General features: G+C 46.2%; 15 protein-coding genes and 2 pseudogenes. 5 read left to right on the top strand and 12 right to left on the bottom strand.

All coding sequences use genetic code 11. The annotated features are described in order from the left end of the window. Nucleotides 1–1,497: 1,497 nt before the first annotated feature. Nucleotides 1,498–2,379 carry an alpha/beta hydrolase gene (locus Y696_RS10640; protein WP_006487590.1) on the bottom strand — a complete coding sequence of 294 codons (882 nt, stop codon included), beginning with the start codon at nt 2,377–2,379 and terminating at the stop codon, nt 1,498–1,500. Nucleotides 2,380–3,105: 726 nt separating this feature from the next. On the opposite strand from Y696_RS10640, the gene Y696_RS10645 reads away from it, so the two are divergent. From Y696_RS10645 to Y696_RS10655, 3 genes are all read left to right on the top strand, one after another. After that, nucleotides 3,106–3,321, top strand: coding sequence for a hypothetical protein (locus Y696_RS10645; RefSeq protein WP_039882358.1), 216 nt, complete (start codon nt 3,106–3,108; stop codon nt 3,319–3,321). A gap of 259 nt (nt 3,322–3,580) precedes the next feature. Further along, nucleotides 3,581–3,700 carry a hypothetical protein gene (locus Y696_RS14500; protein ID WP_289059388.1) on the top strand — a complete coding sequence of 40 codons (120 nt, stop codon included), beginning with the start codon at nt 3,581–3,583 and terminating at the stop codon, nt 3,698–3,700. Between the two features lie 667 nt (nt 3,701–4,367). Then, nucleotides 4,368–7,082, top strand: coding sequence for an HD domain-containing phosphohydrolase (locus Y696_RS10655; protein ID WP_121510454.1), 2,715 nt, complete (start codon nt 4,368–4,370; stop codon nt 7,080–7,082). Between the two features lie 550 nt (nt 7,083–7,632). Here Y696_RS10655 and Y696_RS10660 read toward each other — a convergent pair. The 11 genes and pseudogenes from Y696_RS10660 to Y696_RS10710 all read right to left on the bottom strand — a co-directional run bounded on the left by Y696_RS10660 (nt 7,633) and on the right by Y696_RS10710 (nt 19,504). Then, complete coding sequence (locus Y696_RS10660) at nt 7,633–8,601, bottom strand: ABC transporter ATP-binding protein (RefSeq protein ID WP_006487582.1); 969 nt, start codon at nt 8,599–8,601, stop codon at nt 7,633–7,635. After that, nucleotides 8,598–9,587 carry an ABC transporter ATP-binding protein gene (locus Y696_RS10665; protein WP_006487580.1) on the bottom strand — a complete coding sequence of 330 codons (990 nt, stop codon included), beginning with the start codon at nt 9,585–9,587 and terminating at the stop codon, nt 8,598–8,600. Before Y696_RS10665 ends, Y696_RS10660 begins: the two co-directional genes overlap by 4 nt. Before the next feature lies 1 nt (nt 9,588). Beyond that, entirely contained in the window at nt 9,589–10,566 is a 978-nt protein-coding gene (locus tag Y696_RS10670; protein WP_006487578.1) for an ABC transporter permease, read from the bottom strand. Next, entirely contained in the window at nt 10,566–11,546 is a 981-nt protein-coding gene (locus tag Y696_RS10675) for an ABC transporter permease (RefSeq protein ID WP_006487577.1), read from the bottom strand. The genes Y696_RS10670 and Y696_RS10675 overlap by 1 nt, the downstream gene beginning before the upstream one ends. 109 nt (nt 11,547–11,655) lie before the next feature. Next, nucleotides 11,656–13,305, bottom strand: coding sequence for an ABC transporter substrate-binding protein (locus Y696_RS10680; RefSeq protein WP_006487576.1), 1,650 nt, complete (start codon nt 13,303–13,305; stop codon nt 11,656–11,658). 309 nt (nt 13,306–13,614) lie between these two features. Continuing rightward, a complete protein-coding gene (locus Y696_RS10685; RefSeq protein WP_006487575.1) occupies nt 13,615–14,460 on the bottom strand; it encodes an ADP-ribosylglycohydrolase family protein in 846 nt (281 codons plus the stop codon). A 25-nt stretch (nt 14,461–14,485) separates the two neighbouring features. Further along, nucleotides 14,486–15,643, bottom strand: a pseudogene (locus tag Y696_RS14505) (MFS transporter). A gap of 562 nt (nt 15,644–16,205) precedes the next feature. Next, nucleotides 16,206–16,696: pseudogene (locus Y696_RS10695) on the bottom strand (DUF4256 domain-containing protein). A gap of 187 nt (nt 16,697–16,883) precedes the next feature. Beyond that, nucleotides 16,884–17,348 carry a hypothetical protein gene (locus Y696_RS10700; RefSeq protein WP_006487567.1) on the bottom strand — a complete coding sequence of 155 codons (465 nt, stop codon included), beginning with the start codon at nt 17,346–17,348 and terminating at the stop codon, nt 16,884–16,886. Between the two features lie 218 nt (nt 17,349–17,566). Beyond that, complete coding sequence (locus tag Y696_RS10705; RefSeq protein WP_006487565.1) at nt 17,567–18,739, bottom strand: sugar MFS transporter; 1,173 nt, start codon at nt 18,737–18,739, stop codon at nt 17,567–17,569. Between the two features lie 519 nt (nt 18,740–19,258). Next, nucleotides 19,259–19,504, bottom strand: coding sequence for a hypothetical protein (locus Y696_RS10710; RefSeq protein ID WP_006487562.1), 246 nt, complete (start codon nt 19,502–19,504; stop codon nt 19,259–19,261). 51 nt (nt 19,505–19,555) lie between these two features. Between Y696_RS10710 and Y696_RS10715 the strand changes: the two genes are divergently transcribed. After that, on the top strand, nt 19,556–21,241 hold the full coding sequence (locus tag Y696_RS10715; protein WP_121510455.1) for a serine hydrolase: 1,686 nt from the start codon (nt 19,556–19,558) through the stop codon (nt 21,239–21,241). A 431-nt stretch (nt 21,242–21,672) separates the two neighbouring features. Then, entirely contained in the window at nt 21,673–24,144 is a 2,472-nt protein-coding gene (locus Y696_RS10720) for a hypothetical protein (RefSeq protein ID WP_259459926.1), read from the top strand. Nucleotides 24,145–24,156 lie beyond the last annotated feature (12 nt).

Raw genomic sequence — 24,156 nt, forward strand, 5'->3', positions numbered from 1 at the left:
GTATTCTGAGTATACAAAATCCTTGCTCATTTAGTATCTCTATTCATCGGGTAAAAAAGTAATTCTGGGGTATCCACGATCGACTGAAAGCAATATTCTCATCGATGGGCATAATTACGATGTTTTTCGTACATATCGTAGCAGAACGGATCTTACGGAGGATTTTTCCACTAACATGTCTAACGAACAGTATCTCTTGCTGAACGAAGAGTGGCATCGCTGCAATGTAAAAATGGTGTCCCTATCTTCATACTACTTCTGCTTGCTATTCTGATATCAGAACCTTTCAAGCATACGCATTAAAAAACGGCTAGAAATCCACAAGAGCCTTATGAGTTGTAGATTGTGGGTAGGCTGACGGTTGGACAGTTCAAGAAAGGTTAGTTAGTCGTTGAATGGTTCACCGTTCATCGAGGAGAGCTCTTTCCGGAGCAAGTATCTGTTCTTCGTTCTGGCAATGTCAGGAACCATGAACATGAGATTCTGAATCAAGTTCAGCATCTATTTCCTCCAAAGAGAAAACGGAAAAAATGCATTGTCGAGGGTTTGCTTCGCTCTCGAGAAGTCTAGAGCGAAAATAGAGACTGACCGGCTCCTATTGTCTGTTCCATTTTTCGCGAAAGGTAGAGATCCTGACCAGCATTGTCAGGATGACGTTTAGGAGTGTCATCCCGTAATGCTCCTGTACGGGATCTCGTTCTCAAGAACCGCTGTGCGCTAAAGAACGAAGACCCGCTGTACGCGTGAAAACCCGTCCTTCCCCAAATCGTGGACCCGCCCCTATAAAGAGCAGTTCTTCGTTCCGACGCTGCGCGTCCAGGTTCTTCGTTCTTGGATAAGATCAACATGAAGATCCCGAAACAAGTTCGGGATGACAATGTGTGGGACCTCCTGAAGGCGCAAGCTGGATAACTGTATCAGCATTATTACTTGAAAATGCCTAGACGGTGAGTTCTTCTCTTCTCGACACCCCAGACCCTACACTCGATACCCTGCTCTTTCCGTCATGAACCCGTTTCAGCATCTAGGTCTTGAGAGCCGCTGTACGCTTGTTCTACTCTTACGACTTGTAACTTGCATCTGGAACTTGCAAACGTTCTTTTCGGAAAACCGAGAACCATTCAACGGTGGACCTCGCACCGCGTCCGGATCCTGACCAGGAGCATTGTCAGGATGACGTGTAGGAGTGTCATCCCGTAATGCTCCTATACGGGATCTCATCTCTTCAGTCTCTCTCTCTTTCTCTCTCCCAAGCTCTCTCTTCTCTCCCTTTCTCTCTCTAATCTTCTCGCTCATTCGTGAAAAATGGAGTCCCAAAAAAAATCTTACGGAGAATTTCTCCACTAACGCGTTTGAGGTGTGGATCAGGTTCTGGTAAGAGCGTTAAGAGCTTCTCTACGAGAAGAGCGCGAGAAGAGAAGAGAGACGAGACTGAAGAGAAGTGAACTCTAAAAGCTCTTTTTTCGTACTTTTACTAACAGCAAACAATCGTTCTTATCACTCGGAAGAATTTAGTAGATCGTTCAGAAAGTCTGCTACTACGATGGTCAGATCATCTTGGACTAATCCCAGATCGATATTCACATCGGCGTGATTTTTATCTTTGGCATGGTACAAGCGAACAGGCACTTCGGAAAGCCGGAGTTTTAGAGCGAAGTCACTGGAAATTTCTTCTGACTTTATTCGTTCGCCGGCATAAACTATCAGGAAAGGAGGAATTGATTTTCCTGGAGCAACATGATTGATTGGCGAAGCATCGTACCATGACTCTTCTTCCTGACCAAAAGCGTTGAGATACATCGAGGTCGCGATGATCCCTGTACCATACTTCTCCATGCTCGCGCAAATATCGTAGCCGGCCCCGTCAAGTAGTACAACTCCCTTAATAGCATCTAGTCCGATTCCATATCTCGCCAGATAGCTCTCATCAGTAGAAACGAGAGCCGCAAGATGCGCTCCTGCAGAGTGGCCCATGATGAAGATTTTATCGGCATTTCCTCCATAAGAAGATATATTTTCCCTGACCCAGGCAATAGCAGCGGCTACATCTTCGACGTGTGCCGGGTGTTTCACTTCAGGTGATAGTCTGTAGTTTATACTCACAAAGATCCAGTTGTTAGAGATGAAGTATGGAACTTTATTCACAGTGACATTCTTATTAGACTTATCTCCGGTTCTCCAGGCACCACCGTGAATCATTATCATTACCGGGATTTCACCGGTCTTGCTTTCTAATTCATCGGGTGTGTATATATCTAGACAGTTGAGAAGACTCTCCTCGTGAGATTTGTACTGAATCTCCGAGTGCAATGTGTAATTTCCCTTCGCAAGGCAAAGAGTGCCGGTAACGACAATCATTAAAGTCAGAAGTAACTTCATATGATCACCTCCATTTCGAATGTAAACCAGATAGCGTGAAAAGAGCGTGGAATTTCTTTCACTCACTAGAAAAGATCTGATAACTGACGATCTTTGTCGCCAAAAGGCGACAACTTTTCAACCAACGCCCGACGTAGTTTCTTCGCGTGGCACCGTTTCTTTAAGCTTCTTTCTTAATTTTCAGCGATTAGATGGCATTTGCGTCGAACTGCAGGAAGCTTTTTTGAAACACCTCGCGAATGGTCTTCCTCTTCTGCTGAAGGCGGCATTGCGACAGCCGATGCTTTCCGGTGCATTGCGTCTTATGCATTGTTCTTCGACCTAAAAGACACCCCCCGCCACTACGTCGCCCTCCTTCCTCAATGAAGGATTTAAGATCAGGATCATTAGTACAGCGGGTTTATAATTGGACCGCCTGGGAGTTTCCTGGAGGGAGTTGAGAAAAGACTAGGATTATCGAGTGAGTCTGGTTCATAATAGATGTGTGGGGCTCGACCATTTAGATAGTTGAGCGCCCAATGTATTCAGGTTCACGTAATCCTGAAAGCACGATTCACCTCGTAACACCTCACTATTACATCCAACTTGGTCTCGGAGCATGTCCCTCCGGGACCATTTTTTGTTTTGGTTTGTTGGAAGAAGGTATTTCATGCAAAAGGGAAAGAAGAATGCTCTTCAGTAATGCAAGAGTGGAATCTATGTTCTTCTTTTGAAGTAAATCTAGCTATGAGAGAAGAAAGGCTCTCGGATGCGGTCGGGAATGTTTACAAGGTAAAGAACACTTTCGACAGTATGGGCGCAAAAGAGCTTTATGAAGTATTTGTAGCGTTTCAAAAGACTCTGGCAGTTGAAAAGGGAGAGGAGAAGGAGATACCGGCTCTCAAGAAGAAATTCACCCTTTTGCTCAGAAGACTGCTGGAGGAGATTGGGCGTCTCCATTGAAGGAGAAAGCTTCATTTGTTAGGGGGGATTGAAGTGCCTGCAAAAATCCCATTGCTGAATATTCGGCTTCAGACCTCGAGAAAATGTTGAAAGGAAACGATGTCCTTACAGCGTCTAAGAAAATAGAACGATGCAGCAGATCGATGAGCATCGAGATATATGGTGATTCTTGATCTCAGTATGCCGAAGACCGATGAGTTCTCTTTGTCGACAAACCAATGCAGAAGCGGAAGAGACCATAACAACCGACATGATTTCTATGACGCACAAGCCTGGACATTTTGTTTCGGCCGAAGGCGCGGGAAATGAAAAGCAGAGGCAGTTTCTTCTGAGTTGCGGCTGCGATAAGATACAGGGCTATCTCATCGCTAGGCCTTAGAATGAAGGGATAGCTATCGAATTTCTCGAAAGCTATAGCAAGAGATAATTCCTTCGACGGAAATACGAGTTTGCTCAGTATTGAATATCCCATCCCCTTCGATTTCACAACGTGGAACAGCTGTGATGTTTGACCCGGATCGAATTACAGTGGTAACAGTTCTCGACTCACAATCCCGGTTTTGTTGAAGAGAGATGATACTATACTCCAGCTAGCATCATGCAGAATCCGAGGTTAAGGATCTTGTTTCACCCTTTGGATGATTCAATTACGAGCTGCGATATTGCTATGGCATGAAGTTGCATGACTCAATTTGATGCGTAATATGACGAAGCATTGCAATTATATGTAATAATTATTTTTAAGTGTCTTCGGATGTGTTGTCTAATGTATAGAAGCGACTACTATTGAAGGCACAGTAATCACTGGCAATTATTTCGTCATGAGTTTGAATCGTAAGAATGTCGTGTTTGTTCAAGAGAGAACATCCTGTGTGCAACTCGTAGAGTTCAGGTTTTGGCCTTTTGTGATACTTGTATAATGAAGTGAATACTCCTGGGTTAGCTTAGGTTGTAGGAATGACTAGTGGATTCTGTTAAAAGTAGCTTAAATGATTTCGGTTATCATTTATACTTAGTCGACAATTACAATTATCAAGGTGAGGCATATGAGCCTGAGAAAGAAGAGCATTTCAATAAAGAGTATCATTACTATCGTGTCTGTTTCAATACTGCTCTTTTCGACAATCGTTATAGGATACCTGATCATTTCGAGATGGCTATCCTCGGCTGAAAAAGAGGCTGAAAGAATAGTCGAAAACCTGGGGGAAAACATCTACAATCAAGTCTCCTCGTTTATGCATATACCTCACAGTGTGAACGAAGTCAACCACAAGGTTATCGAATATGGAATTCTCGATCTGTCAAATGAAAAGCTCAGAGAGAAGTTCTTTGTGGGAGTGTTGAGCGCTCAAAGCCCTCATATATATAGTTTTAGTTACGGTACGGCAAACGGGGAGTATTACGGAGCCCTCAGAAATGAAAAGGGAGTCATTGAAATAATGCGAAATGACGCCTCTACGGGAGGCAACTCATGGTACTACTCGGTTAATGAGGATCTGACCGCAGGGGAGAGGGTCGTCCAAGCCGGTAAGTTCGACCCACGTACACGCGCCTGGTATAAGGCCGCCGAGGAATCTGGAGGGCCGGCGTTATCTCCTTTATACAAGCACTTCGTGATGGATGACCTTACAGTCTCCTTCTCGTGGCCAGTTTATGATGCCAGTGGAAGTCTTCAAGGCGTAATGGGGACACATATCCTTCTTTCTGACATTGGTAGTTTCCTTGTAGATGCTGTTCGAGACTACTCAGGCTACGCAATAGTTGCCGACAAGGAAACGGGCTCTCTAATAGCGAACTCTATGGGTGTTGATAACTTCACAGTCCTTCCAGATGGCTCTTTCAGCCAGCGAACCGTTGACGATATCGGCTTTCCCGATATTGAGAAGGCTTTCATTCAGTCCACTACAAACCGGGAATCACCTTTATTCTACAGAGGTGAAGAGGAAAAGCTGTTCATTAACATGCGGGAGATCGAAATACTCAATGCTACATGGGTTGTGATGTCCGCAATTCCTGAGGCCTTCTATATGAAGGACGTGATAGACAGTATCCATCTGACCGTGATTATCGTTGTGGTTGCCTTAGTGCTCTTACTAATCATATACCATATTTTAGCGAGAAAATTGATGAAGCCTCTAGACAATCTGATTGAGGTTTCAACTGCCTTGTCTAAAGGTGATCTGTCTAAACGAGTAGAGGTTGTAAGAAGTGATGAAATCGGGATGATTTCTGAAAGCCTGAACAGAGTTGCAGACAAACTACAGTTCTTGATCAATAACCTTGAAGAGAGTGTGATAGAAAGAACCAGGCAACTGCAGAGGGCAAATGAGGAATTGAAAGAAAGCAAGAATGAGCTACAGCTTCTGCTTGACTCCACGGCAGAAGGGATATATGGTATAGATCTGAATGGTGACTGCACATTCTGCAATGCGAGCTCCGTAAAGCTGTTGGGATTCAGTGGTCCAGAAGATATTCTCGGAAAGAACGTTCATCGGTTGATTCACCACAGTCGGCGAGATGGAACGACGTTCCCGATTGAAGAATGTAAGATTGTCAGGTCTATCAAACATGGGAGAGGGTTCCAGACGGATGACGAGGTCTTCTGGAAGGCCGACGGCTCGTCTTTCGATGTCGAGTATCGTTCCTATCCTCAAATGAGAAACGGAGAAGTCGTTGGCGGTGTAATCACTTTTTCGGACATCACCGAGCGCAAAAAGAGAGAGGAGGAAATCAAATACCTTAGCTCTCACGATGTTCTAACCGGCCTTCTCAACAGAAGCAGTTTGGCTCAGATTCAGAAAGCAGTCGATGTTGAAGAGAACCTTCCCATATCCGTAATCGTTGCAGACATTAACGGCTTGAAGATGACAAATGATGTCTTCGGCCATGCGGCGGGAGACGAGTTAATAAAAGAGTCAGCCAGAATCCTTTTAGAATCGTGCAGAGAGAGAGATCTAATAGCACGTGTGGGTGGCGATGAGTTTGTCGTTATTCTTCCGGGAACGAGCGAAAAGGAAACTGAAAGTATTGCTTCAAGAATCAAAGAAGGCTTCTCCGATGCCCGTGTCCAAGCAGTTAAATGCAGCATTTCACTTGGCTTTGATACTAAGACCCGAGCCGATCAGTCACTGAATGAAATAATGGCCAACGCTGAGAGCTTCATGTACAAAGACAAGACGATACACCGAAAATCTTTGAACAGGCAGTTAATTGACTCGATTATCGATACTCTTCACACAAAGTATCCTATGGAAAAACAGCACTCTATTGCCGTAAGCGAATTGTGTGGGGAGATCGGCTCTGCCATGAAGCTCTCTCAGTCGCAGATAAACGTCCTGAAAAGAGCCGGATATTTGCATGACATAGGTAAGATCGTACTCGACGAAAGCATCCTTTCTAAGGATACTTACACGGCTTTGACAGAGGAAGAAAGAGAGAAGATAAAGCAACACTCCATTGTTGGTTATCGAATTTTGAATCTCTTCGACGAAACCTTAGACATTGCCGAGTACACTTACAGCCATCACGAAAGGTGGGATGGAAGCGGCTATCCGAGAGGTCTTAAGGGTGAGCAAATACCTCTGATATCACGGATAATATCCATAGCGGGAGCCTACGATCGCGTAATGAACAGGGTGGAGGGCACGTTAGAAGAAAAGAGGGAAGCTGCGTTAAAGGTGATAAGAGAAGACGCCAGAAAGCAATTCGACCCGAATATCGCCAGGTTGTTTATTCAAATGATGGACGGAAAGAACGCTTAGGCGAAATGAAAAGCCTGTATTCTTGAACTAATGATGATGCGTAGATTCACCAGATCGTACAGATGGTGATCTGATTTTTCGGAAGAAAGTCCCTAATCAAGAGAATCCCGATCCACTTACGGATTGCACCGTCTTGATGCAGTGACATATCACGAGGGCGACAGACTCTCCTCTGATACAACTCAAGAACAAGGACTCACCTAGAAAGCTTAATTGTGATTCTGCTGGTAAGGGCCTGCTAGATGCAGAACGGCAAGTCTCGTTTTGGACAGTGGCTTGAAGCTGCTCCGCCTTCGGAAGGTCAACTCAGTTCGATTCGAAAGTGAATCCCGATTCAGTTATCTGCACACAGGCGGAAACAACATCTCGATCGTACAGAACTCCGGCATTCTTTTTCATTTCAGAGAGCGCCTCCACAAAACTAAGGTGCGAACAAGCACGAGAGCAGAACCACAACTTCATATAAAGGCTTTTCGGATTTGCAACACCGTTTTTCTCGAAAAGGATTGGTTGAAATGTGGCTACAAATCCCGATCAGGCGTCTATGAAGTTAAAGAACGCATCGAGCGTAGTGGTCATCTCCGATCTTCTTCATAGGGGGTATCTCGAGTGAACAAACCTCTTTGGCGAAGGGGCATCGTGGGTGGAAGCGACAGCCGTTCGGCGGATCGATCAGAGAGGGTATATCTCCTCCCGTAATGAGCGGTTTTCGTTTTAGACCCGTTTCTGGGGCCGGTGCCGCCGATTTAAGAAGCTTTGTGTAAGGGTGGAAAGAGTTCGTAATTATCTCTTCTGCAGGACCGATTTCCATGATCATTCCCGCATACATGACGATTATCCTGTCGCTCATGTATCTGGCGCCTGCCAAATCGTGAGTGATGTATATGAATGAAACTCCATGGCTTTCTTTGAGACTTAGCATCATATTCATTATGCTCATCCTGTTTGACACATCCAGCATTGAGGTTGGCTCATCGGCCAGTATAAGGTCCGGTTCGACGGCAAAGGCACGGGCTATGTTGACCCTCTGCCTCTGTCCACCGGAGAGCTCGTGGGGGAACTTCCTCTTGAACTGATCGGGGGGTTCAAGGCCTACCTGTGTCAATGTGCTGTCGACCTTTTCACTGACGGCCTTCCTGTCCTCGGCAATCCTGTGAATAACGAAGGGCCGTTCCATGATTCTACCTATTGTGCGCGTCGGGTTCAGCGCCCCGAATGGATCCTGAAAGATCATCTGAACTCTCTTGTGATACTTTAGTTCTTCTGTGCGAGTCATTTTGCCGCTCAGCTCTCTGCCTTCGAAGACTACGCTCCCCTCTGTTTGTCTGTATATACGTGATATCACGTTAGCCGTCGTGGTCTTTCCACTGCCGGACTCTCCGACAATCGCCAGGACTTCGCCGCTTCTCAGAGAGAACGATATGTCGTCCATTGCGTGAACAAATTTGCCGTGTCTCCTCAGTGAGTTCACGGGAAAGTGTTTTCTTACTCCCTCGAGGACCAGAATGTCGCCGCTCACAGGTTTTCAGCTCCTTTGTGCAGGAAACACGCTACACTGTGCCGAGGGTCCACTTTTTGAAGAGCCGGGCAGGACTTTTCGCAAATGTCCATTGCATGAGGGCAGCGTGGATGGAACCTGCAACCTTCAGGCGGATTTAGAAGGTCGGGCGGTTTTCCCTCTATCCCGCCCATTCTGGTAATCTTGCCAGTGAGGGATGGAAAGGAGTTCATGAGTCCTATTGTGTAGGGGTGGAGCGGCATGTTGAACAACTCATCGGAGTTGCCGTACTCCACTATCTTGCCTGCGTACATTATTGCGAGAGTGTCGCTGATTTCCACAAGCAAAGAGAGATCATGCGTTATGAATATCACAGAGAATCCCAGGGACTTTCTCAGCTCCTGTATCTTTTCGATTATGGTCCTTTGTACAACTACATCCAGTGCCGTTGTGGGTTCGTCCATTATTATCAGGTCGGGATTGAGGATCAAGGCCATCGCTATCATCACCCTTTGCTTCATTCCTCCCGAAAGCTGATGAGGATAGGAATTGAACCTGTCACGAGGAATATCTACGAGCTTTAGAGCCTCTATTGCTCTATCACGCGCTTCGCTCTGTCTAACTTCACCGTGGGCATGGATGACATCTGTGAGCTGCTCTCCGATTGAAAGAACGGGGTTTAGGGCATTCATCGCCGACTGAAAGGCCATCGAGATATCGACCCAGCGGATCTTCTTCATCTCCTCTTCCCTAAGTCCAACGAGGTCGGTTCCATTGAAGAACAAACTGCCGTTTTCAATCGTGGCATTGTCCTTCAGAAGCCTCATAATTGCGAAGGCAAGAGTAGACTTTCCACACCCAGACTCACCCGCGATACCGAGAAAGCCTCCCCGCTCGAGATCGAAAGAGACATCGTCAACGGCATGAACAAAACCGCTTTTGATCCTGTAGCCGGCCACAAGATTTCTGCACTGGAGTAGCTGTTCGCTCTCTTGTCTATTCATCAAATCATCTCTTCCTCAATTTCGGATTGGAGATCTCGTCTATGGCGAAGTTCATAAGGGCGAAGGAAGTACCGATCAAGGCTATGCAGATACCGGGAGGGAGGAACCACCACCACGCGCCGGATAAGAGCGCCCCGCTGTTCTGAGCCCAGTACAGAATCGTTCCCCAGCTTACCACCGATACGTTGCCCAACCCAAGGAACTCTAGAGTCGCTTCACCCATGATTGCCGCCATAGTGGATGTGAAGAAAGAGGCCATAACTAGCGAGATCATGTTCGGGAGTATTTCCCTGAAGACTATGTACAGGGGTCTTTCGCCAAGAATCCTGGATACTCTCACGAAATCACGGTTCTTGAGGCTCACAACCTGGGAACGAAGTATCCTCGTAGGCCAAGGCCAGCTGGTGAGCCCCAGAATCAGGACTATGGGGATGACTCCCTTCACGGTTATGTAAGCGGCGATCACTATCATCAAAGGCAGGCTCGGGATAACAAGGAATACGTTCGTGAAAAGGGAGATTATATCATCCACTATGCCGCCGAAATACCCTGCCACGAGAGCCAGGGTAAGGGCTAGGAGCGTTGTGAAAAGTCCGGTAATGAGCCCGACTGCAAGTGTGATTCTTGTTCCATAGACCATTTGGGAGAAGAGGTCCTGTCCTGCCCGTGTCGTTCCCAGCAAGTGGTTTCGGGAAGGTTTGGCGTTAAGCGGAAGTTTTGTGGTGACTTTTTCGTAGGTAGTTGTTATAGACTGCGTGTATACTCTTTTTTCGGTAAATTCGTCGATCTCCTCCCTCTCGACCGTCTTTGTTCTTCCAATTTCCTCTTCGACTATGCTCAGAACTTCAACCTTGTTTGTCTTTGGATCGTAAGGCGCGATCAGCGGTGCAAATATCGCTACGATAGAGAAGAAAGCCAGGATTATCAGACCGATCAGTGCCTTACGATTTTCGATGAAAAGCGAAAAGACATCTCTGAACATCACTTGCCACCGTCCCTGACGCGCGGGTCTAGTATGAGGACCGCGATATCTGCAATGAAGTTCGCAACTAAAACAGCCACCGAAATGAAGAGAAAAATGGCCTGCATAAGGGGATAGTCTTTGCTTTGAACGGCCTGATACAACATCAGACCAACTCCCGGGTAAGAAAAGACCATTTCAGTGAGTAGGCCCCCTCCTACAACGAAGCCAAGAGACATTGCAAAGCCCGTGATCGAAGGGAGTATAGCGTTTTTCGCTGCGTACAGAGTCTTGATTCTTCTCAGAGGAAGTCCCTTTGCCTCGGCGACTGTTATGTAGTCCTCCGCAAGAACGTTTATCATATTGTTTCTCATGGTCAGAATCCATGCTCCCATCGAAGAGATGACTATGGTCAATGCTGGAAGAATCGCATGCTTGACGACCGAAAGGAAAAACTCAAGAGTGCCTCTTTCCAGTTGCGGAGTATAGGCATTTCCGAGAGGAAAGATGGGAATTCTGAAAGCTAGAAAGTAGATCAGCAATAAACCAAGCCAGAAATATGGAAAGGAACGTACGAAAATAAAGAGCCCCACGGTGAAAGAAGCCAACTTCGTATTGCGTTTCCATGCAACGCCTATTCCAATTATCGTGCCAAGAAAAAAGCTGATAATCGTTGCCGTACCCATGAGACCAACGGTCCAGGGAACGGCAACCTGGAGAACCCGCCCGACAGGTGTCGGGAATCTTGAAATAGAGATTCCAAGATCACCTTTAATAAGGTTCAGCAGGTACTTTCCGTACTGGAGCAGGAGAGGGTCGGTCGAATCTACACCGAAGGCGGCCTTTATAGCTTCGAGCGATTCAAGGGGAATGCCCTGCATCTTGTCCATCAAATCCTGTGCGGGATCACCGGGCATCATTCTCGGTATGAAGAAATTCAGAGTGACTGCCACGAACAAAGCGAATAGCAGTAAACCGATCTTTCTAGCGAAGTAAGCCAATGCTGTTCAGAAAGAGCTCTTTCCATGCAGAAAGAAAGCCTTTCTTACCCCCTCTCGTGGTTTTTAACAAAACCCGCAGGCAGTTAAGCCTGCGGGAAATATCAGTTGATTAACGCAGATGTATAGAAAGCAGAATGGGCATCTTGTCCATTCCGGTCGGTCTCGGTTCCGCGTACGGATTTTCGGCGTTGGGCCAGCCGACAAAGTTCCTTGTACTGTACTCGAACCATACGGGATTAAAGAACATGGGAACGGATGGAAGATCTCTCAAGAAGATTGTCAATACCTCTTCCATTACGGCGTCCTGGGCTTCGGGATCGGTAAGCCTCTTGTAGCTATCCAGGAGTTCGTCGATTCTCTCGTTCTTATATCTCATCCCGTAGTAGTTCCCGGCATTTTCGCCGATCGGCGCCCAGTGTTTGGAATGAACCCAGTTGTCGAACTGGTAGTATGGGCTGGTTCCTGTCACGGCTATGCCGAACAGCATCTCGTAGTTGCCGTTGTACATCATGTCTTTGTAGGGAGAAGGCCACGCTGCCAAAGTGACGATGGCCTCTATTCCGATCTCCTTCAGCTGCCTGGATACTTCCTCGGCACCCATTATCCAGTCGGTCCATCCCGTTGGCACGTACAGATTCAACGATAGCGACTTACCGTCCTTCTCGTAGATTCCGTTCCTGTTCAGCTTATAACCTTCCTTCTCGATAAGGTATCTTGCATAATCGGGGTCGTATTCAATTCCGTATTCGTTTAAACCCTTCTCGGCAAGCCTTAGATAACTCGCCTTGACGCCGGCCAGAGAAGCGGGAACGGCGCCGCTAGCCATTATTCTGGTTATCTCGACTGGATCGATCGCGGCCGCAATCGCCGCTCTCATGTTGTAGTTGTCGAAGGGCCACTTGAGGTTGTTGAGGTTTAGAAATACCAGGTTTCCCTCAGGCAGCCAGTACTTGAAGTGCTCTGGATCGGCCTTTACAAAGACCTCGTCTATGTTCGCAACGAAGTAGCCTGCCCAGTCGAACTCGCCTCTGGCAAGTCTGAGAGGGACCTGCTCGTTTGTAGTTGTGAGTGTCAAGACTTCGTCGATATAGGGAAGAGGCTTTCCGTCTTCCCCTATCTGCCAGTAATTCGGATTTCTTACCACGCTGAAGGACTGCTCGCTGAACGAGCCTTCCTTGAGAACGAATGGTCCGGTGCCCACAGGAATTCCCTCACCTATCCAGGTCAGAGGGTCATCGACTTTCGACCAGATGTGTTCGGGGACAATGAAGACGCTGGAGAATCTCTGAATGATGGTCGTGTTGACATCGGAAAAGGTGAAAGTAACGGTCATCGGTTTGTCTGATCGGACTCCAACAACGCCTGTCGACCACAGGCTCGCGACGTCGAGTGCCTTGTTGTTCTTTCCAAGGTTTACGGTGAATAGTACATCCTTCTCGGTAAAAGGTGTTCCGTCATTCCATTCAACACCTTCTCTCAGATTGAAGGTCAACTCCAGGAGATCGTCAGACCACTCATAGCTCTCTGCTAGCCAGTTCATGATCTTTCCCGTCATCGGGTTGAAGTAAATGAGAGTTTCGTAGAAACCTCCAATCGCCATTTCATTGGAATTCGGCGAGAAGGGATTGAAGTTCTCTATCAGAATCCCCTGTTTCATCGAGGTAATCCTGAGCGTACCCCCTCTCTTGATATCCGCTGCGAACATCACAGTCGATGTCACTAGGAAAACAACAATGAGAATTACTAGAACTCTTTTCATAAACACCCCTCCTTTACAGGTTTGTGACTATTAATATGATTATAGAGTTTTTCACAGACGGTTCCAAAGTCAAATAGAGTTCTTAAGAAGGAGGAGAAGCCGTTTATCGACCTTAAATCCCCGGTATCGTGGTTTTTATTATGATAATACATATATACAAAAAACTCATTGACGAAGCTTTGGAAGATTCTTCATGAAGTGGCAAATACCGTTACTCGCTGTAACTCTTGTGTGAGGGGGAAAGCCTCGAGGCAGGGCAAGAGTTAGGTGAAATTATCACATAGAAAGGCTTTATGTCTGCCTGAAGAACTAAAAGACTATGCCCAATCTATCGAGAAAGGCCTCCCATTCGTCGTAGATGAAGCGAAGTCTCCTGTCCAGGTAAGAAAGAGTTTTGAGGCGTATCCAGTCAGGAACGCCATAGTAAGCCTGGGCTATGGCCCCGGTTATTGCCGCAATGGTGTCGCTGTCTCCGCCCAGAGATACAGCAATCCGGACTGCATCTTCGAAGGAGACTGATTCAAGAAAACATTCGATAGCCTGAGGGACGGTTTCCTGGCAGGTCTCACTGAATTCATATGTGTCCCTTATTTCATCGATCTTGAAGTTAAGGGGATAGTAGTCCTCGGATATCCTGCTTCGAATTTCTCTCTTCGAAAGGCCATGGCGCGCAAGGAAGATGGCCATGACTGTAGCTTCGGCACCTTTGATCCCTTCCCTGTGATTGTGAGTGACAGAAGTTACCGCACCGGAGAGGCTGACAGCCTCTTCCTCTGACTCTGCAACGAAACCGACTGGACTGATCCGCATGGCGGCTCCGTTTCCAAAACTGTTATATGGTTCTGGACAATCGCTAAAGACCCATCTGCCAAACATTCCACCGTAACCGCAGTTCGGGTAGTCTCTGCCTATTTCCTGCATGTATTTTATGGCCAGCATTTGCAGCAGCGAGAGATAATCGCTGTCTGCCCTGCTCTTTATCCCCGATTTGTTTATACTTTTTTCGGTCTCCATTATTGCCTTTGCGACGGCTAGGGTCATTATGCTGTCATCTGTTGCAAAGCAATCTTCAGTGAAGAGTTCGAAATTCTTGTCACGGTGGTTATTGAATTCAAATCTCGATCCAACTACGTCTCCGGTAATCGCTCCAAGCATTGTACACCTCGTAAGCCATTCATTACTACCCAATGGATAGGTTAAGGGTTTCGGTTATGGTCGGCATCAAGACTGCAAGAACCGCAAGATATACGGGATACAGCCCAATGTTCACGCCGTTTGCAATCAGGCCAAACAGAGGGGGCATGAAAGTTGTGCCGACATAAGTGCTGACTTTCTGAATTCCAATAATTGCTTGCGAGTTCTCCCTTCCAAAATTCGATGGAGTTGCGTGAATTACTGACAGATTGGCGCAACCCAGTCCTATTACAATCAAGCCCCCCAAGGCGAAGATCTCGGACTTGAAGGGAATGCCCACAAGAATAGCTCCCACAGTCAATGTTGAGATCCCATAGCGAATCACTCTTTTATCCCCGAACCTGTCGACGATGAAACCATTCAAGAACCTGCCAACAGTAATTCCCGGACTGAAGAGCGATGAAAAGATCGCTTCGGTCTCAACATCCACTCCTTGGTACTCGACGAGATAACTGCTCGCCCATAGTCCAGCAGTTGTTTCTGGTCTGCAGTATACGAAAAATGCAATGAGAACAAACAGAACACCTCTTATCCTAAGCGCTTTGCCAACGCTCAAAAACTTCGAAGAGGTTTTACTTTCTCCATCTCTTTCACTCTTACCACTTCTCCAGAGGCAAAGGCCACTGAAGAGAACCAAGGTCAACACAATCTGGATAACAGACACCGCTCCGTGTCCTCTATGCTATCTCAGTTGTGTTCCAAGAAAATAACTCATTATATAAGGGCTTATGAAAGCCCCAACTCCCCAGAAACAGTGAAGCCGGCTCATATGTCAGGAGGCAAAGTGCAAGGCAACGTAATTGTTCAGTGCGGCATCGACGGCACCGGCACCGAGGACGAAGGGTATAGCCCACAAACAGATAGTTGCAAATGAATTCGCAACCGAGAATCCAATGAGAGCAACTGCCGTCATACCCACGCTGAGCGACGTTACGAGGCCCGTGCCAAGTTTTCGATTCAACCGATCTGACAGGAGGCTTGAAAGGATCGCTCGGCCGGCAATGATCATTGAAACAATGCCTGCAAAAGATAGAGGAACTGCGAACGCTTTCCCCATCACTGGCCAGGCAGAGCCCAGCAGAGAATCCCGTAAGCCCAGACTGACAAAGGCCACGTAAATAATGACGAGTAAAAAAGAGAACATATGCTTCCTTTCTGACAAGGTAGAGAAAAATCTTCTCTCACTTCGCTTCTTCAGTAAACTACTCTTTCGAGGGAGCTTCGAATCCTGTCATTTTATGGAGCAAATACTCAAACGTTTCGAACAGAAAAAACAAAGAAAGGAGACTTTCCAGATGTACTAAATGCAAGTATAAGTTTCGAGTTGATTATAGCTTATTTCTTCATCGCCTACCATCCTTCTCAAGAACCACTGGTTGACATGCAGATAATCAAATCCAAATCTAACTCAAAGGGAAGCGCTCTTGGTCTCCTTCATCTCGACTTCGAGTAGATTTGTTTCCATGTATCAGCTCCCGCTCGAATAGATTCAATTATGATGCGTTACGTCCTTCTCAAGAACCACTGGTTGACATGCAGATAATCAAATCCAAATCTAACTCAAAGGGAAGCGTTCTCGGTCTCCTTCATCTCGACTTCGAGTAGATTCAATTATGATGCTTTGCGTAGCATTTTCTTTTGCTTCGAAGCTTGAAGAATCCGGAGGATTCTCACCGCAGAATGAAATGACCGTCTTTTCTATACCTTCAATGAACCCCTGAAGTTTCTGACACTGTAGTATGAATGGCGCCACCATGATAGACGAAGACGGTGCCACATCTTCGGTCACAGAAAAGAGCGCCCAGTTTTCTTATGCCCTCCGGAGTCTTCACCCAGGCGGATGTCTTTGTATCAAAGCTCCCGAAGCTCTGCAGCTCCCTATACTGAGCTTCCGTCAGAATCTCGATGCCCATTTTCTCGGCCATATAGATGGCACTATCGGACGGCTTGTCCCTTTTCATCGACTTCAGGGCCGGTCGATCGTAGCAAAGGCTTCTTCGCCCTGTGGGGCTCTCGGGTGAGCAGTCATAGAAGACGAACTCTCCCGTATCCTTGTCAACCCAACGACGTCGGGTTCTCCTCCGGTAATCTCGATCTCGTTCGACGACCGGAGCTTCTCGGGATTTACCTTCAGTCTTTCCCGGACAAGGACCCAGTCGATTGCCCTGTGACGACTCAAATTACTTTCGAATCGCAATCTGAACGACTCGATCAGCTTTCCTTGTCTTTAGAGAGACAGATCTTTGCGATCTTTCTCTTTCACAGTTTATCTCTCCTCGCTTCCAATGCTTTGTATAGGTTTAGAACAGCTGCCAATGCGGGCAACCGAAGACTGGCATCTACAAACAGTATAGCAGATAGAAGAGATCGGTTTTAAGAAAAAATCAATCCCACATGAGTGTGCAGTCAGAATCGACGTAGAGGGAACGGTTCCCACACTTCGGGCAGGGAAAGGATGCCAGGATCTTGCCGATTCTCTCTTCGATTGAGCCTTCATCGGAGTTATGATCGATTCTCTCGAGCGTTGATCTGCACTTACCGCAACGGTAACTGGGTTCAAAACTTTCATCGTCATAGTCAAGGTGAATGAAGAATCTGTCGAATAGCTCGCTACATCCTGGACATCTGTAGATGTAATGACCGTAGTCATCGGCAAGAACTGCGTTCTTACTTTCTATAAGCATCTTTATCTTCTCGATGGTCTTTTTCGAAGGAATGAGTGATTTCAAGATGGGCGACTTCGATTCAAGATTCAAGATGTTGTGTGGAGCGTACATCATTCCGACACCAATCTGGAGATTCTTCGAATAGTCGCATTCCTTGCATCGAATAATTATACCGATGCCCATAATAATTACCTCCCGGAGTGAAGTGGTTGGCTTAGTATGAGTCTTTCTAAATATGATAATAATACAAGAGTGAGTTCTCTTTTCTTCGAAAGGGATGTTGTGATGCTGCTCTTTTGGTGAATCATTGTAAATCCGCGCTTGAGAAATGAGTCCAGCTCTTGAAGTTCATACGACTCGATCTACCCTCGTTCTGAAAGAAGCAGTCTTACTTGCTATATTCATGAAGTTGCAAGCTTCTTTCTCTTTCGCTGAATAAGGTATATAGAAGTGAAGATGAGAAGGGCGGCCGCTATCTGAACCCCGATAACTGACATTCCATAAGCGAGGTTTGTTCTGTCACTTACTCCTCCAACAAGAATATTCGTCGTAACAGCCCCGACAGAGCCCGCTGCTGCAAAAATCGCCAAGACCGTTTCGCGGTTCTGCCTGTAGCCGGATACGATTATCGCCTGAAGCGTTGGAAATGTTCCCGAAAACCCCAGACCTGTTATGAAGACTCCAAGTGAAAGAAGAATAGAATTCCCCGCAAAGAAAGCTATAGAAAATCCCGCCAGAGATATCGTTCCGAGAACTACGAGAGTTCTCTGGAGTCCAAATTTGTCGACAACAACTCCAGTCACTATTCTGCCGACGAACAGACCAAGCGCAAGAATAGATGTTGTGAGACTGGCCATTCTTAACGGCAGGAGCTTCTCCTCGTAAGCGAAACTCGAGAGCCATGAGAAGAGACCCACCTCATAACCAACATACAGAAGCCCTCCAGCAGCCACGAGCCAGAACATCGAATCTCTCGGCAAAGTGATCCTTCGCTTCTCGACATCTGAAAGAGACTCTTTCGCAGCTTTCTTCCATACGGTCCATGATAGAAAAACCACTACAAGAAACAGCGCTGCAGCAATAAGGATGGGAACATTCCACATGTTTGTTTCGGTCAAGACAGCAGAAACTACCAAAGGAGCCACGATGCTCCCCAAAGCAAAGAAAGAGTAGACTGAATTCAGTACACCCCCAGTTCGCTTGAAAGCTAACTGCGAAACGCCGAGCGCAATGGATATCTCCGTTGCACCCAGTCCGAAACCAAACAACAGCCTTCCTATCAGAAAAGTATAGTAGGTCCGTGAAAGCGCCATAAAGATCACTGAGAAAGTTATACAGGAGATGCCGAGCGAAGCGGAAAGAAATGGCCCAGACTTTCTTGAGAGAGCTGCGGCAACAATAACGGCTACCTGATAGAGAAGGGATGGGAGACCAAGAACAAGACCTGTCATGCTGTGGTTCATCTCGAGTTCCACCGCGATTGCGGGTAAGGCACTGTTAATGGATTGGGTAGCAAACCCCATCATAAAGTAGAACAGCGATGCAACCACGATGAAGATCGATGTCAACTTCATAAATGCCTCCGGTAACGGGGAAGTCGTAATCAAACAAAATCAGTCTAGGTTTCCCGACTGCGAAGAGTGTAGCACACTTGCGGCTAGCTATGACGGGAATTCCGGAAAAAACAAGAAGCTACTCTTTGGTCTCTCTGATTAAGTCGTCGGGTGGCTACTGTGGTAATCATTGTAGGAATTTGTGTAAAACGGCGAAGAACTTCTTTGGGAGAACCTGTGCTGTGAAACATACAATGCCGGAAATATTCGATTCAATAACGGTTATCGAATTTTTAGACGGTGTTCACCGTCTTTGGGAGAAATCTTCCTCCCTCTAACTGGAACCTGAAACGATTCAAGTTCTCAATAATATGCAAACGGAAGGTGGGATTCCGAAACGCGGAAGGTCCTTTGAATCAAATGTTTCCAGTGGAATTGAACTTGGGTGGAAAAAGTGGGATCGTCTCCAGACTCATGAGACTTTATCCATAATTAATGCCCATGAAAACCATTTAGAAATAACCTGTACAATCGTGTATCTTAGAGAAGCTGCCGATTATCGCTCCTTCTTTGAACGCCTTCATGATTTGAGAAGATCCCCTCTGCCGAAACTGTTCCCCCACCGGCGTGGCCGACACTTAGATTGGCAAAGCCCGTGGCACTTGCATCTTCTGCGAAAAGATCTGTGACGGGAAAGAAACCTGTCTCTACCGGAGAGAACCTCTTGAATGCCTCATCCTGCCCAGGAAGATTGGGAATTCTATGATCTAAAGTATAATATCTCAATCGATAGCAGGCTCAAGTTAGCATGCAACTCTTGAGAAGGAGGGATAACTTATGGCTGGAAAATATATCAGTTGTTTGTTCGAAGACCTTGGAACCACTGGAGTTGCCGTGGGTGTCTTCAAAGAAAGAGAAGTGGTCCTAAAAGAGACTTTTGGGCTAGCAAATGAAGAACAGGGAATTCCTGTAAAGACTGACAGTGTCTTTCACATCGGTTCGGTGAGCAAGCAGTTCACGGCGATGTGCATTGCTTTGCTCGAAGAAAAGCATCTCGATGTGTCTCGGAGGATAAGCGATTTCTTCCCAGATCTGGGAAGCCATGCAAGTGAGATAAGAGTCTTCGATCTGATACACATGACAAATGGCCTCCCGGATTTATACAAGGTATCGCAATACATAATGGGCTTAAGAGAGAGTGACTATCTGACTTCGACAGAAGCGTACAACCTTCTAAGAAACCTTCGATGGCTCGAGTTCGAGCCTGGCAAAAGGTGGGCATACGGCAATTCGGGTTACTTCCTTCTTGGTAGATTGGTTGAGAAAATCACTGGATCGACATTGAATGAATTCGCAACAAGAGAGATCTTCTCCCCATTAGGAATGACGAACACTTTTTTCAGAGAAGACAATACTAGACTGATAAAGAATGTTGTTGATGGCTACTGCGAATACGACTACCTGCATTCCAAGTCTTTCAGATTACCTTTAGACAAATCGGTAAGGCTATCCAAAGCTCTCGATCTAATGGAGTGTACAGGAGCCGGTCAATTGTGGAGTACGCTTGATGATCTTCTCATTTGGGAAAAGGCTTTCCACAAGAAGATGCTTGGTGAAGATCCGGAGAGGTTGTCGGAGAAGATCATTTCTCCGGTAAAACTGAACAACGGCAACCGGTGCGACTACGGTTACGGCCTATTCTTGACGAAGAGAAAGGGTAAGACGACTGTAATGCACGAGGGAGGAAGCCTAGGATTTAACGCTGCCATTTACAGGATACCTGCCGAATCCCTTTCAGTTGTTGTTCTGGCGAATCGTAACGACTTCCTTCACAGGATGCTGGTGAAACTCGGCATCGAGATCTACGAAGCAATTGCCGACTGGGTTCTTGGAGAAGATTCGACGTGTCTTGACAGCAAAGACGAAGGCACAAAACCTGAAGAACTTTCTGAAGATTGGCTTGAAGAGATGAAGGAAGGCGACAAGTGGTTTGCCGATAGAAAGAGCGCTCAAATCTGCAGGCTTTTCGTTGAGGAGGGCTTCCTCAAGCTAGATATGAACGGTGAAAGGGTACATGTATTATTGCCCCTGAGAGGACTCCGATTCGAAGAGATGGATCGTGAGTTTGAAGGGGAAATCTTCCGGGAGAATGGAGAGAAAGGGCTTCTATTAACAAATCACAGCGGTGCAGTTTGGTTCAGACCATTCGAGAAGAGACTTTCAAAATGTGATCTCCAAGAGTACTGTGGAAGATACTATTGTCGTGATATTGACACAGGTTACGATCTCTATGCAACCGAAAGAGGCCTGCTATTTTCCAACACGAATGCGCACCACGATGCTATGAATTTCGAATACCGGCCCGCCGTCAAGGATCTTTTCTTCACCTATGCACCACCTTATCTGAGCTGCTATTTTGGCGTTGAGTTCCTAAGGGACAGGGATCAAGACGTTGAGGCTTTTGTGTTCAGGGACTACGACAATGATGGGAGGGAGTTCTTGAAGTTCGCTAGAATTCATTGAAGAAAAAAGATTAGTTACTGTAAATTGAGAATCAGTTGCCGTTTGGCATGTTTCAGAAATCTTTCGCGAAGCTTCTAAGAGGGTAGTTCAGGTTGCAACTATCACGGCTTCTTCAGTCGATGTCTATACTGCATTATTAATGTCTAGTCTTGATTTCTTGGAACACATGTCGGGACCGCAATGAATTTAGTTGGGGGATGAACCCATATAAGCTCTTAAGAAATTTCTACTTATTTACTCCCGTTTTAGTATGTTCTGTTAAATTTGACTCACATGCTGATTTCGAAAGGACTCTGTAAATTCGTTATTGTTCGAAATCACAGCTGATATAATACTTCGTCCAAACTGCATTCAAACTCCTACGACCAAATTCAAAGTCGGTCTCTATGCTTCTTGTTCCTGATCATCAACGCTAGACTGGAGGCGATATTGTGAGAAAAGCGTTGCTTATTTGCTCTTTGTCGCTCTTAATTATTCTTGCCGGTTGCATAAAAGTCCCGAATACTCGTATTATCAAGGGTACTGTTTTTACTGACGAGTATCTATCGGGAGCAGAAGTGCGACTCCTGGATGTCGATGGAAACCAGTTGCTTGAAGAACCACATCACACAGACAATTACGGCAGATTCTCTGTTGAGATTCCTCTTGGTACAGAGTTCCCGTTGGTGATTCTCTGTTCATTCGATTCCTCAAATGATAACGAAGATAAGGATTTGCTCGCGTCAGTCGTAGAAGAATCATTCAGGACTGAGCTGATTCCCGTAAATCCCTTGACTTCTCTTTTCACTGCCTACATGTTCAAAAGAGGTATCAGTTACGCAGAGGCCTTGCAGGAAATTCGGGGAGCATTCAATATTCCCGATGGAGTTAATCTTCTCAGTCAGATCCATCCTTCGTTCGAGACTTCATACTTTTCAATGAAGAGACTTGTTTCATTCGTGGAAGAGCAATTTGGAGGCAACTATAAGGCTTTCGTAATTAGCCTAGTAGAAGCCATTGATGAAGGAACAGCCTTCGATTTTGGTGTGGAACCGACTCTCGGACTGGGAATATCCGATATTCTGAAAGAACTTCTAAAGGAGATCGGAGGTACGATCTATGATAAGGCCAAAGACAAGGCCTTTTCCTGGATTCTGAAAAGCCTTTTCGGTCTTGGAGATGGTAACGAGGAAGAGATAAAGGAGATTCTTGATCAAATCAGAGAAGTGAACGAAAAACTTGACGACGTCTCCAGTAAGTTGGAAGTAATTGACACGGAGATTCAGGAAGTACTCGAAAAGCTCGACGAACAATACTATGACACTTACATAAGGACGATCGATCAGGACTACTTCACACCTGTAGAAGCCTGCCAAAACAAATATCTCTACATAACCACACTTGAAGCAACTCACTCCACAGATATAAGCATTCAAGAACTTATGGAAGAGATAAACGAAAGCAAGCTTGATCAGGTAATGCTTAACATCAAGAAAGTAATTGTTGGTGGAACTGCTGAAACGAGTTACAAATCGATTTTCGAGTTGTATGTGACCAACGCTCTGAATCTTCTAAGAAGCGGAAAGCATATCGACGAGGCTGCGAAAGGAGGCCTCGGATTCTACAAACGTTGTTCGTCCGACTCGGAGATCTTCACTGACTATGTAAATACATACATAAATCTATTCAAGGCAATGACAACTCGCCAGCTGTACGCTCTCAACCTGCTTACAGAGTACGAGCACAACAGGGGCAGTAATCTAGCAGAACTTCACTTCGAGAACTACAATTCCTATTTAGCGGCAGAAGTAGAGGAATTCTGGAAGTGGCTAGAGGTATTTGTTACTTATGCCATCGGTGGGGATAGCCTTTTGATACAACCCGCGTACAATGCTGATGATATATGGTTCTACAATCAGGCAGATGATGCAGCTTTGAAAGCACTCGGGAAAGACAGCGGCATTGTCGTGCGTCTTTTTTGGAATAGTGGGGAGACCATGGACGTCTCTGTGGACGGTGAAATTCCCCAGGGGATGAAGCTCGCATTCGGTTTCTTGGACAAGGTTTATTCTATGTTCAATGATTCTACTGGCGGCGTGAAGTTAACTCTCGATAATCAGCAGATTCAGCTCATGGGGGTTGACGAGGCAATAGAAGCCGCTAGTCCGCTGGGAACTCTCCACAAGTTCTCTTTCACCTACCAGGACGCAGAAAAATCAAAGGAACCCGGAGTAATTGTAAGACGCTACGTTTTCGAGAATCTCGAGGATGGAAGGTACTCAATATCGAGGAGCACAAACAGCAATGTTCCGGGAACCTCATATACTCACACGTTGTTTGAGGATGTCCACAAGAACATTGTCAACGATCAGCTAATTGCTCCTGAATATCTTGACGAATCAAACTATTCGCTGAGTATTAATTCTGAAAGTGCTCAAGTCCAATCACTGGCAATATCTGCATATATGCCTTCGATGCGCATAAACGGAGCTGAGCGGCAGATAACCTACGGGAGGAGCCATAACATTGCAGACCACGATTACGTGGGTGTTTTGAGTTTTCCTTTGAACAAGTACATGAAGATAGAAGGGCACAACTACTATGAAAAGACGTGGATACTCTTCATTCCTGAGTGGAGCTATTCCCCATTCGACGCAGTAGTAGTCGACGGAACAAACAGGGAGACCTCCGGAAGATACAGTTGCAGGCTTATACTTACAAACAAGGGCGACAATGCTGAAGGAGACAATTGGGGCTGGCAGACGGGGGAGGTAACACGTACACACCCCGTTTGGTTGAGAGCAACGAACCAGTTAAGTGCAGCCTGCCTGGCTCCATATGATCTTTCAAAGAAATACTCAATTTCTAAGAAGGATGATCAGTACAAACTGCCATCGACCGTTTTCTCTCTATACCCGGTCTGACCCTTGATTATT

This window comes from Mesotoga sp. H07pep.5.4 (assembly GCF_003664935.1).
Taxonomy (GTDB): domain Bacteria; phylum Thermotogota; class Thermotogae; order Petrotogales; family Kosmotogaceae; genus Mesotoga; species Mesotoga prima.